This window comes from Pantoea sp. X-Soil-ISGK-275, assembly GCF_059730795.1.
The window spans coordinates 884,094-895,666 of sequence record NZ_AP035976.1; the positions used below are offsets into that span (position 1 = coordinate 884,094).

Below are 11,573 nucleotides of genomic sequence, written 5' to 3' on the forward strand. Positions count from 1 at the left end.
TAACAATCAGGCGAAATGCTGCTATGCTGCCCCACGCGGAACCGGGCACCTCACCCTACTGTTCGACAGCATCAAGGGGTGCACCGGAAAGCTATACAATGAGAGCGAGGAGAACGTCGTGCTAGAAGAATACCGTAAGCACGTTGCCGAGCGTGCTGCCCAGGGAATCGTACCTAAGCCGTTAGATGCTTCCCAGATGGCCGCGCTGGTTGAACTGCTAAAAAACCCGCCAGCGGGTGAAGAAGAATTCCTTACCGACCTGTTGGTCAATCGTGTTCCACCAGGTGTTGATGAAGCGGCGTATGTCAAAGCCGGTTTCCTGGCAGCTGTCACTAAGGGCGAAGCCCACTCTCCTCTGGTTACTCGCGAAAAAGCCGTTGAGCTGCTGGGCACCATGCAGGGCGGTTATAACATCCATGCGCTGATTGAAGCGTTAGAAGATGAAGCCTTAGCCCCCATCGCTGCCGAAGCCCTGTCTCACACGCTGCTGATGTTCGATAACTTCTACGATGTCGAAGAGAAAGCCAAAGCGGGTAACCCACACGCGAAAAAAATTATCCAGTCCTGGGCCGATGCCGAATGGTTCCTGAAGCGTCCAAAACTGGCTGAAAAAATCACTACCACCGTGTTCAAAGTGACCGGCGAAACCAACACCGACGACCTCTCTCCGGCGCCGGATGCATGGTCACGTCCGGATATTCCACTGCACGCGCTGGCAATGCTGAAAAACGCCCGTGAAGGCATCGAACCCGACGATGCGGGTAACATTGGCCCGATCAAACAGATCGAAGCACTGCAAACCAAAGGCTTCCCGCTGACCTATGTCGGCGACGTGGTCGGTACCGGTTCTTCGCGTAAATCTGCCACCAACTCGGTGCTGTGGTTTATGGGCGACGATATCCCTTACGTGCCAAACAAAAAGGGCGGCGGTCTGTGCCTCGGCGGTAAAATCGCTCCCATCTTCTTCAACACCATGGAAGATGCGGGTGCCTTGCCAATTGAGCTTGACGTAGATCGTCTGAATATGGGCGATGTCATCGACGTTTACCCATACAAAGGTGAAGTGCGCAATCACGAGACGGATGAAGTGCTGGCGACCTTCGAGCTGAAGACCGACGTGCTGCTGGACGAAGTCCGTGCTGGCGGTCGTATTCCGCTGATCATCGGTCGTGGCCTGACCACCAAAGCGCGCGAGTCATTGGGTCTGCCGCACAGCGATGTGTTCGTGCAAGCCAAAGATGTTGCCGCCAGCACCCGTGGTTACTCACTGGCGCAGAAAATGGTTGGCCGGGCGTGCGGCGTAGACGGTGTCCGTCCGGGCGCGTACTGCGAACCAAAAATGACTTCAGTCGGTTCTCAGGACACCACCGGTCCAATGACCCGTGATGAACTGAAAGACCTGGCGTGCCTCGGCTTCTCAGCTGACCTGGTGATGCAGTCATTCTGTCACACCGCCGCCTATCCGAAGCCGGTTGACGTGACCACCCACCATACGCTGCCAGACTTCATCATGAACCGTGGCGGCGTCTCGCTGCGTCCGGGTGATGGCGTTATCCACAGCTGGCTGAACCGTATGCTGTTGCCCGATACCGTTGGTACCGGCGGTGACTCACACACCCGTTTCCCAATTGGTATTTCCTTCCCGGCAGGTTCTGGTCTGGTAGCGTTTGCTGCTGCGACCGGCGTAATGCCGCTGGACATGCCGGAATCGGTACTGGTGCGCTTCAAAGGCGAAATGCAGCCGGGCATCACCCTGCGCGATCTGGTACACGCGATTCCGCTGTACGCGATCAAAGCGGGCCTGCTGACCGTTGAGAAGAAAGGTAAGAAAAACATCTTCTCTGGCCGCGTGCTGGAAATCGAAGGTCTGCCGAAACTGAAAGTTGAGCAGGCATTTGAGCTGACCGATGCCTCGGCTGAGCGTTCTGCTGCTGGCTGCACCATCAAGCTGGATAAAGAGCCGATCATCGAGTATCTGAACTCGAACATCGTGCTGCTGAAGTGGATGATCTCGGAAGGCTACGGCGATCGTCGTACGCTGGAGCGCCGCATTGAAGGCATGCAGAAATGGCTGGCCGATCCGCAACTGCTGGAAGGCGATGCGGATGCGGAATACGCGGCGGTGATCGATATCGATCTGGCCGAGATTAAAGAGCCGATTCTGTGCGCACCGAACGATCCAGACGACGCGCGTTGGTTGTCTGACGTGCAGGGCGAGAAGATCGACGAAGTGTTTATCGGTTCGTGCATGACCAACATTGGTCACTTCCGCGCGGCCGGTAAACTGCTGGATGCCCATAAAGGCCAGCTGCCAACCCGCTTGTGGGTTGCGCCGCCAACCAAAATGGACGCCGCACAGCTGACCGAAGAGGGCTACTACAGCGTCTTCGGTAAGAGCGGTGCGCGTATCGAGATTCCGGGCTGTTCACTGTGCATGGGTAACCAGGCGCGTGTGGCGGACGGCGCGACGGTGGTTTCCACCTCAACCCGTAACTTCCCGAACCGTCTGGGTACCGGCGCGAACGTCTTCCTGGCGTCAGCTGAACTGGCGGCGGTCGCTTCGCTGCTTGGCAAGCTGCCAACGCCGGACGAGTATCAGCAGTTCATGCTGCAGGTTGATAAGACCGCGGCTGACACTTATCGCTATCTCAACTTTGATCAGCTGGGACAATATACTGAAAAAGCGGATAGCGTGATCTTCCAGACTGCCGTTTAATCGGCTATCGGGATGAACAAGGGGACGATGAAAATCGTCCCTTTTTTTATGCCCTTTTTTCCGCTGACATCTCCAGGCATAATGCGAGCGCGATCCCACTTTATTCAGCGTGCTGCGCACAAAATGCACTAACACGGTGCCGCACGGCGCGTCATCAGTATGAGGCAAACCCATGGAGTACGAATTTCTGCGTGATTTGACCGGTCAGGTCAAAGTGCGTATGTCGATGGACCACGAAGCAGTGGGGCACTGGTTCAACGAAGAGGTCAACGACAATCTGCCGTTGCTGGATGAGGTTGAGGCCGCCGCCCGGCAGGTGAAAGGCACTATTAATCACTGGCAGCGCGTTGGACATGAATACACGCTGTGGCTGGATGAAGAAGAGGTGATGATTCGTGCCAACCAGCTGGCGCTGGAAGATGACGGCATGGAAGAGGGCATGACCTATTACGACGAAGAGAGCCTCTCTTTCTGCGGCGTTGAAGATTTTCTCGCGGTGATTGCCGCTTATCGGCTGTTTATCGCCGGTAAATAACCTAGGGTCGCCATGCATGGCGACCCAGCCGATTACCGTGCCGCGCCGCTTGCAACAGAATGTGAATGTGAAACCTGCTCCTCATCGACGATAGGTTCAACTTTACCCATCAGGAACAGATAGTTAATGATGCCAATCACCACTAACACCGCTGAGAACACCAGCGCCCAGGTAAAATGACCTGTTGCGCCAACAATCGCGCCGGTAATAATCGGTCCCACCGCGCCGCCCATGTTTGAAACGGTATTCTGCAGGCCCGCGACAATCGACACGCTGTTTTGCGGTGCAACATCACCCGGCAAAGCCCACACTTGTGATGCCGCTACAGTGGTGCCGGATTTGGCGATACACAGCAGCAGCACGGTCATAAACACCGAATCGGTGAACGGAGCAAAGCCGATGCACAGCGCCATCAGCAGGCCGATGGTGAGGAAAAGTTTGCGTGTGGCGGTTAGCGACAGCACTTTGTTATGCACCATGCGATCCGATGCCCAACCCGCCAGCACTTCAATCACCATGCCGCAGATCAGCGGCAGCGCGGCTACCATCCCCATTTTGAGGAAATCCATGCCTTTATCTTTCACCAGATAGGTCGGCAGCCAGGTGATAAAGAAATAAGAGGTGTAGTTGATGGTGAAGAAGCCAATGCACATCGCCCAGATATTGCGGTAGCGCAGCAGTTTGTACCACTTCATCGGACGCACGCTTTTATCGCCGTGCTTCTGCGCCTGGCCGTCACGGATGAAGCGCACTTCTTCTTTACTGATCGACTTATGATCTTCCGGGTTTTCAGAGTAGATAAAGTACCAGGCAATCACCCAGAACAAGCCGAGCGCACCAATGGCGAGGAAGGTCAGACGCCAGTCGAACAGGGCGATCATAAAGACAATCAACGGCATGGCCACCGCACCACCAAACTTGGAGGCGCTGTCAAACAGGCCAGAAACCGTGGCGCGTTCACGATCCGGGAACCAGCGCGCGGTAATACCGGCGTTGCTGGGATAGGCGGCGGCTTCACCGACGCCGAGGGCTAAACGCAGCGCCAGCAGCGATTTAAAACCGGTTGCGAGGCCCATCGCCATGGTCGCGATTGACCACCAGCCGACGGCGATGCCGAGACCTTTTTTCTGACCGAAGCGATCGGCGAACCAGCCCGCCGGGATCTGCAATAGCGCATACGACCAGAAGAACGCCGCCATGATGAAGCCCATCATTTCAGGATTGATATCGAGCTCTTTGATCAGATGCGGTGCCGCTGCCGAGAGCACGGTGCGGTCAATGTAGTTAATGGCGATGGCCAGCCACATCAGGCCAGCAATCCACCAACGGATACGACTCGAGCGCGCAGAGTTAGTCATAATAATTATCCACTCGAAAAAGGGTTACAGAGAAAGGCGGCGTGTTATTCCAGCCCGTTCATCACGTTGATTGGGCGTTCGCCCTGTTGGATGCACTGCACAATTTGCGACACGCAACGTTCACCAATCGCACTGATTGCACCGTCGGTGTAACCGGCAATGTGCGCAGTGGGAATGAAGTTGCCGAGCGTGAACAGCGGATGCTCGCTCAGTGGTTCCTGCACAAACACATCGGCCGCCGCACCGGCAATCACGTTATCCAGCAGCGCCTGATAAAGATCCTGCTCGTTCACCACGCCGCCGCGTGAGGCATTAATCAGGAAGGCATTTTTCTTCATGCGTTTGAGGCGCGCGGCATCAAACAGATTGTGCGTTTTGTCGGTAAGCGGCATGTGCAGAGTGATGAAATCGCTGGTTGCGGTCAGCTGATCCAGCGTGACGAATTCGATGCCGTGCTCGGCAGCAAACTGCTCATCGGGATAAAAATCGAACGCGATCACCCGCATGTTGAAGCCTTTGGCGCGCAGCGCAACCTGCTTGCCAATATTACCCAGCCCGATGATGCCCAGCGTTTTGCCGTAGACGTCGGTGGCAAAAATTCGCGGCCAGCTACCCGCGCGAGTTTCGATGGCGGCTTGAGTGATTTGACGCGCGCTGTTGAGGATCAACGCAAAAGCGAAATCGGCAACCGCGTGTTTGTTGGCATCGGGCACATTGGTGACGTAAATACCGCGTGCGCGCGTCGCTTCCAGATTGATGTTGTCGACGCCAACGCCGTGCTTACAGACGATTTTCAGCTGCGGCGCTAACGCCAGCAGTTCTTGGTTGATGTCGGTAAAGGCCACGATCATCGCCACGGTGTTAGCCAGATGCGGCTCAAGTGCGCTTAGCGGCGCATCGGCGGGCAGCATGATCAGCTCAAAACCGTGCTGCTGCAGCGTTGCTATCGGCGTCGCGTCATATTTCGCAAACGACGGTGAAGTGCAGATGACTTTCATAATTCTTCCCGATGTTGAAAAAAACAGATAACAGCCGGTGCCAGGGTCGCCATTGATGACGACCTGGCTGGCTACTCACCTGAAAATTACTGCAAATACTGATTCACAATCTGGCGGATCTTCTGCTCTTCTTCGGCAGAGAAACTCACCGCGTAGCGGCTGTCGCCAACCTCAAAGCCCAGCAGCGTCACCGCTTTTTTTACTGCGGCGGGAGAGAAGCCCACGCTATACAGATCGGTGCGCAGACCGGTGACATTCTCCTGCGCCAGGCGCGAACCTTCGATATCGCCGGCATGAAAGCGTGCCCAAATCGCATTGATCTCTTTAGGCGCCACGTTAGCGAGACCCGAAATACAGGCCGAGCAACCGTCGACAAAGCCCTGATGAATCAACGAATCCGGGCCGTTCAGCACATCAAAACTGTCGATTCCTACAGCCGCTTGCAGGAAGCCGCTCAGGCTTTCATAGCTGCCGGCGCTGTCTTTGATGCCGATGATGTTCGGGTGCGCGGCCAGCGTGCGTACGGTTTCTGGCTGCAGCGTGTTGCCGGTGCGTGCCGGAATGTTGTAGAGGAACAGCGGCACGTCGATGGCGTCGGCCACCGCGCGATAGTGGGCAATCAGCTCTTCCTGTTTCAGTGGCACGAAATAGGGCGTGATCACCGAAACCGCATCCACGCCCAGCTTCGCCACTTGTTTCCCAAGGCGAATGGTTTCACGCGTGGAGATCTCGCCAATGTGCGCCACCACCGGCGCGCTGCCGTTCACTTCATCAACGCAGGTTTGCGTCACCGCCAGCTTCTCCTGTTCGTTCAGCACGAAGAATTCGCCGTTGGTGCCGCCGCAGAAGATGCCGTTGCCAGCGCTTAACTGACGTTTAACCTGTTCGCGTTGGGCGGCTGGATTGAATGCGCCGTCGCGATCGAAAGTAGTGACGATGGCGGTTAACACGCCCTGAATTTTCTTGCTCATGTTGTCCTCGATAATCCTTAGTGATTCAAAGCCGGAAACAGCGTCAGGTAGACGTTGCGTACGTCATCAGCATCCACTTTCATCGGCACATTCTTCATCAGGCGCTGCACGTCGAGCGCGGCTTCCACCAGATACGGCAGATGATCCGGGCCGATACCCAGCTCTTCCAGGCTGGCGGGCAGCTTCAGGCGTTTCACCAGCGCGGCAAAGTACGCCACCAGCGCGTGGGATTTAGCTTCGTCGTCCAGCGAGGTATCGGCATCCGGTAGCAAATCGTAAACCTGAGCGAATTTGCTCACCGCCGCCGGACGCACAAAGCGCATGCAGGGTGCGAGCAGAATGGCATTGGCGACGCCGTGCGGCAGGTGATATTTGCCGCCCAGCGGATAAGACATCGCATGTACCAGATGCGTACCGGCATGCGCAATCGATGCGCCACCGTAATAAGACGCCCACAGCATATTCAGGCTCGCTTCAAGGTTATCCGGCTCAGCGAGGGTGGTTTCGAGGCTGGCAAACAGCTTTTTCATGCCGATCAGCGCATAGTTATCGCTCACCGGATTCGACACGGTAGCGGTAAAGCACTCGATTAAATGGCACAGCGCATCGATACCGGTTGAAGAGGCGATGTGCGGTGGCATGCTGGTGGTGAGCTCTGGCACCAGCGCGACATAATCTGGCAGCATCACCGGCGAGATTATGCCGACTTTGGTCTCTTTCTCAGGGATTGCCAGAATCGCATTGGGCGTGGCTTCTGAGCCGGTACCTGCGGTAGTGGGGATCAGCAGCGAAGTGGTGCGCGTCTGCGGCTTTTCACCCGCCAGCAGCGCGTCCAGTGTTGGCGCGCCTTCAACACACAGAATCGACAGCAGCTTGGCGACGTCCAGTACGCTGCCACCGCCGACGCCAATCACCAAATCCACATCAGTACTCGGCAGCGCGGCGACAATGGCCGCCACATCGTGCTGGCTGGGCTCTGGCGGCACCGTATTGACGATGCTCAGGCTGGCAATCTGCTGCTTCAGCTGGGCGATTAGCGTCTGCACCGCCGGAATGCCTTCGATATTCTTATCGGTCACCAGCAGCGCTTTTTCTTTACCTTGCAGTAAATAGCTGAGGTCATTAAGCGCCTGAAAGCCACTGATCACGGTGCTGTTGATATTCATCTCTTACCCTTACGTTTTTTGCGCTGAATGATTAAGTTTGCTCATGCAGCGCGAGGTCTATCACTACAGTGCCTAATTTTATAGGACAAATTGATTTCGATTAATTTGATCTTGCTCACATATAATCAATCATGATTGAATATAATCATTGCAGCACGACAGCGGCCGGAACAGGAGAGAGCATGACTTTACCGCCATGGAAAACGCCAGTCCTGGTGATTGCCGATGATTTTACCGGCGCCAATGACGCGGGCAGCGGGCTGGCACAAGCCGGGGCGCGAGTGCATGTGCTGTTTGATAGCAGCACGCCGCATGACGCTGATGTCGCCGATGTGCTGGTCATCAGCACCGATAGCCGTGCGCTCAGCGAACAGGAAGCGGCCCGGCGCACGCGGGCGGCGATTGAGCAACATCAGGCCATCGCTAATGACGGTTGGTTGTTCAAGAAGATTGATTCCACGCTGCGCGGCAATCCCGGCGCGGAAATCGCCGCCGCAATGCAGGCCAGCGGCAAAACATTAGCCTTAGTGGTGCCGGCGGTGCCGAAGCTTGGACGCACCACGCGGGCGGGGGAAGTGTGGATCCACCAGCAACGTCTGATCGACAGCGAATTCGCCAGCGATCCTAAAACGCCGGTCACCAGCGGCCATGTGCTGACGCGATTGCAGATGCAGAGCGCCTTGCCGGGTGAAACCCTCGATCTCGCCACGCTGCGTGGCGACCAGCTGGCGCAGGTGCTGGCCAGCAAGCAAGGTTTGCTGGTGGTGGATATCGAGCAGGACGCCGACATTGCCTTATTAATGGCTGCGGCAGCCACGCTGGAGACGCGTCCATTGCTGGCCGGTGCGTCCGGGCTCAGCGATGCGCTTGGCGCGATGCTGGCGGCGCGTCAGCCGCGTCCGGTGCTGGCGGTGGTTGGCTCGATGAGCGCGATTGCGCAGCAGCAGATTACGTGCCTCGCCAGCCAGCGCGACATCCGCGTTATCGATATTGATATCCGCCAGCTTTTTGCCCAACCGGCCTGGCCGCAGGCTGAACAGTGGCAGCAGGCGATGCAGCAGGCGCTGCACGACGGCGCGCATTGCGTGGTGCGCACTACGCAACATGCCGATCAGCGCCACGAGATCGAGCAGTTGTGCCAACAGCATCAGGTTTCACGTCAGCTATTGGGCGAGCGCATCTGCCAGTTTCTCGCGCAGTTAACCCGCCGCGTGTGCCGCAGGGCGCAGCCTGCCGGGCTGTATCTCTCTGGCGGTGATGTGGCGATTGCCGTGGCGCAGGCGTTTGGCGCGAGCGGTTTCCAGATTCAGGGCCTTGTGGCGGGCTGCGTGCCGTACGGGGTTTTGCTTAACAGTGAATTACACCTGCCGGTGATGACCAAAGCAGGTGGCTTTGGTGACGAAAACACCCTGGTAGAAGCCATTCGTTTTATTGAGGAGAAGTCGAGTGAGTAAAATTATTGCGATTACCATGGGCGATCCGGCGGGCATTGGCCCGGAGATCATCATTAAAGCGCTGGCAGAAGGTGAGTTAGCGGGCGTGCCTGCGGTGGTGGTGGGTTGCGCCAACACGCTGCGTCGGGTAATGGGACTCAATGTCACGCCGCAGGCTGAACTGCGCGTGCTCGACCAGGTCAAGGATGCGCACTTCGCGCCCGGCATCATCAACGTGATTGATGAGCCGCTGGCGGATGCCGCCGCGCTGCAGCCCGGCGTGGTGCAGAAAGAGGCGGGCGATTTGGCCTGGCGCTGCGTGAAACGCGCCACCGAACTGGCGCTGGCTGGCGAGGTGCAGGCGATTGCCACCGCACCGTTAAATAAAGAGGCGCTGCACTCGGCGGGACATATTTATCCCGGCCACACCGAACTGCTGGCGCAGCTGACCAACACCAAAAATTACGCCATGGTGCTCTACACCGATAAGCTGAAAGTGATTCATGTCACCACGCATATTGCGCTGCGCAAGTTCCTCGATACCTTAAACGGCGAGCGCATTCAGACGGTGATCGGCATGGCCGATGGCTTCCTGCGCCGCGTCGGTTTCGACAAGCCGCGCATCGCCGTGGCGGGCGTCAATCCACATGCCGGTGAAAATGGTCTGTTTGGCGATGAAGAGATCACTATCGTCGCGCCTGCTATCAAAGCGATGAAAGCGCAGGGCATCGACGTCAGCGGCCCGTGCCCGCCTGATACCGTGTTCCTGCAGTGTCAGGAAGGGCAGTACGATATGGTGGTGGCGATGTACCACGATCAAGGACACATCCCGCTGAAACTATTAGGTTTTTATGATGGTGTGAATATCACCGCTGGCTTGCCGTTTATCCGCACTTCAGCGGACCACGGCACCGCATTTGATATCGCCTGGACAGGTAAAGCGAACTCTGCGAGCATGGCGATCTCCATTAAACTCGCGATGCAGCTTGCATAGGGAAATATGAAGGGACAAAGCCGTCTCGACCAGATTATGGACTATCTGAAGAGCCATAATTTGGTCACTGTTGAACAACTGGTGAGCGCTATTTCCGCCTCGCCAGCGACGATCCGCCGCGATCTGATCAAGCTGGATAAAGAGGGCGTTATTAGCCGCAGCCACGGCGGCGTTACGCTGAATCGCTTTATCCCTAATCAGCCGACCACGCTGGAGAAGATGCAGCGCAACCTCGCCGAGAAGCAGGCCATCGCGCAGTTTGCCGCCAGCTACGTGCAATCGGGTGATGCGGTGGTATTGGATGCCGGTACGACCATGCTGGAGCTGGCGCGCCAGCTGACGCACCTCAAGCTGCGGGTGATCACTGCCGATCTGCACATCGCGCTGTTTCTGTCCGAGTTTAAGCAAATCGAAACCACCATTATTGGTGGACGCATTGATGATTCCAGCCAGTCATGTATTGGTGAACATGGACGCCGCCTGCTACGCAGCATCAATCCCGACATCGCCTTTGTCAGCTGCAACTCGTGGAGCATCGAACGCGGGATTACCACGCCAATCGAAGATAAAGCCGGATTGAAGATGGATCTGCTGGCTAATGCGCGCCGCCGCGTTCTGCTGGCGGACAGCAGCAAGTACGGTTCATGGTCACTGTATTGCGCCGCGCCGATTGATAGCCTGACCGATGTGGTGACGGATGCGCGTCTGGATGAAGCGGTGTGCCGCGATCTGCGCGAGCGTGGTATTGGATTGGAGTTAACGGTTTAGATTCAGATTGGGATTGTGCTGGCTGTCCCCCATCCCGGCCTTCCCCCGCCAGCGGGGGAAGGAGACGCTGCCACATGCAACCCTCGAACTGACATATTGCAGCATCTTCCTCCCCCACTTGTGGGGGAGGACCGAGGTGGGGGACAGCGAGCACCAACCGAGGAGGGGGACTGCGGGCACCAACCGAGTCAGCGTACAGCGGGCACTCAGAATTACTTAACGTAAGCCAGCAAACTCAGCGAATCGCGCGCCAGCGACTTACACTTCTTGTCGTTGGTAATGGCGATACCGCTCAAATCCTTGTAGCTCTCTTCGCCCAGCGACTTCATGTTGTAATTGCTGTAGTTGCTTAAATCCCAACGGTTTTGTTGGGCGAAAAACACCAGCGCTTTACGAATCTGAGCGTCCGGCAAATCCTGATAGCCACAATCGTTCTTGAGATAAACGAACACGGCGGTGAGGTCTGCCAGATCTTCTGCTTCGGATTCGCTCAGGGCAAAACTGGTGGAGGAGAAGCCAAGGAGTCCCGCCAGCAGCAGGATCTTGATGCTTTTCGTCATAATGATTCTCAACAAGGGACAATTTATTGACGTTAGCACAGTTATTGCCGGTATTCCGCTAAATTTGCCCTTTC

At 56.6% G+C, this 11,573-nt stretch carries 10 protein-coding genes; 5 read left to right on the forward strand and 5 right to left on the reverse strand.

Annotated features, from left to right (window positions below):
- Positions 1–118: 118 nt before the first annotated feature.
- A complete protein-coding gene (gene acnB / locus AC6I8A_RS03960; RefSeq protein ID WP_085982361.1) occupies positions 119–2,716 on the forward strand; it encodes a bifunctional aconitate hydratase 2/2-methylisocitrate dehydratase in 2,598 nt (865 codons plus the stop codon).
- A 172-nt stretch (positions 2,717–2,888) separates the two neighbouring features.
- Positions 2,889–3,251 (forward strand): protein YacL, encoded by a 363-nt coding sequence (yacL, locus tag AC6I8A_RS03965; protein WP_497818062.1) that lies wholly within the window; start codon positions 2,889–2,891, stop codon positions 3,249–3,251.
- Between the two features lie 32 nt (positions 3,252–3,283).
- Here yacL and AC6I8A_RS03970 read toward each other — a convergent pair whose 3' ends face one another.
- The 4 genes from AC6I8A_RS03970 to AC6I8A_RS03985 form a co-directional block, all read right to left on the reverse strand.
- On the reverse strand, positions 3,284–4,609 hold the full coding sequence (locus AC6I8A_RS03970) for an MFS transporter (RefSeq protein ID WP_497818063.1): 1,326 nt from the start codon (positions 4,607–4,609) through the stop codon (positions 3,284–3,286).
- A 44-nt stretch (positions 4,610–4,653) separates the two neighbouring features.
- On the reverse strand, positions 4,654–5,607 hold the full coding sequence (locus AC6I8A_RS03975; protein ID WP_293794251.1) for a phosphoglycerate dehydrogenase: 954 nt from the start codon (positions 5,605–5,607) through the stop codon (positions 4,654–4,656).
- 86 nt (positions 5,608–5,693) lie between these two features.
- The gene (locus AC6I8A_RS03980) at positions 5,694–6,578 is read right to left on the reverse strand and encodes a dihydrodipicolinate synthase family protein (protein WP_256695632.1); all 885 of its coding nucleotides are present in this window, start codon (positions 6,576–6,578) and stop codon (positions 5,694–5,696) included.
- Between the two features lie 17 nt (positions 6,579–6,595).
- Positions 6,596–7,744, reverse strand: a complete 1,149-nt coding sequence (locus tag AC6I8A_RS03985; RefSeq protein ID WP_497818064.1) for an iron-containing alcohol dehydrogenase — start codon at positions 7,742–7,744, stop codon at positions 6,596–6,598.
- Positions 7,745–7,926: 182 nt separating this feature from the next.
- On the opposite strand from AC6I8A_RS03985, the gene dtnK reads away from it, so the two are divergent.
- From dtnK to AC6I8A_RS04000, 3 genes are read left to right on the forward strand one after another with little or no spacing between them, the layout of a single operon-like run.
- Positions 7,927–9,198, forward strand: coding sequence for a D-threonate kinase (gene dtnK / locus AC6I8A_RS03990; protein WP_256695634.1), 1,272 nt, complete (start codon positions 7,927–7,929; stop codon positions 9,196–9,198).
- The gene (locus tag AC6I8A_RS03995) at positions 9,191–10,171 is read left to right on the forward strand and encodes a D-threonate 4-phosphate dehydrogenase (protein ID WP_256695635.1); all 981 of its coding nucleotides are present in this window, start codon (positions 9,191–9,193) and stop codon (positions 10,169–10,171) included. The genes dtnK and AC6I8A_RS03995 overlap by 8 nt, the downstream gene beginning before the upstream one ends.
- A gap of 6 nt (positions 10,172–10,177) precedes the next feature.
- Positions 10,178–10,939, forward strand: coding sequence for a DeoR/GlpR family DNA-binding transcription regulator (locus AC6I8A_RS04000; RefSeq protein WP_497818065.1), 762 nt, complete (start codon positions 10,178–10,180; stop codon positions 10,937–10,939).
- Positions 10,940–11,151: 212 nt separating this feature from the next.
- Here AC6I8A_RS04000 and AC6I8A_RS04005 read toward each other — a convergent pair whose 3' ends face one another.
- Positions 11,152–11,499, reverse strand: coding sequence for a YacC family pilotin-like protein (locus tag AC6I8A_RS04005; RefSeq protein ID WP_007888732.1), 348 nt, complete (start codon positions 11,497–11,499; stop codon positions 11,152–11,154).
- Between the last annotated feature and the right edge of the window lie 74 nt (positions 11,500–11,573).

Bases quoted from the DNA above. Each gene is read 5' to 3' on its own strand.
- AC6I8A_RS04000 (WP_497818065.1), top strand. From the start codon at position 10,178: ATGAAGGGACAAAGCCGTCTCGACCAGATTATGGACTATCTGAAGAGC.
- AC6I8A_RS03975 (WP_293794251.1), bottom strand. From the start codon at position 5,607: ATGAAAGTCATCTGCACTTCACCGTCGTTTGCGAAATATGACGCGACG.
- dtnK (WP_256695634.1), top strand. From the start codon at position 7,927: ATGACTTTACCGCCATGGAAAACGCCAGTCCTGGTGATTGCCGATGAT.
- AC6I8A_RS03970 (WP_497818063.1), bottom strand. From the start codon at position 4,609: ATGACTAACTCTGCGCGCTCGAGTCGTATCCGTTGGTGGATTGCTGGC.
- yacL (WP_497818062.1), top strand. From the start codon at position 2,889: ATGGAGTACGAATTTCTGCGTGATTTGACCGGTCAGGTCAAAGTGCGT.
- AC6I8A_RS03985 (WP_497818064.1), bottom strand. From the start codon at position 7,744: ATGAATATCAACAGCACCGTGATCAGTGGCTTTCAGGCGCTTAATGAC.
- AC6I8A_RS04005 (WP_007888732.1), bottom strand. From the start codon at position 11,499: ATGACGAAAAGCATCAAGATCCTGCTGCTGGCGGGACTCCTTGGCTTC.
- AC6I8A_RS03980 (WP_256695632.1), bottom strand. From the start codon at position 6,578: ATGAGCAAGAAAATTCAGGGCGTGTTAACCGCCATCGTCACTACTTTC.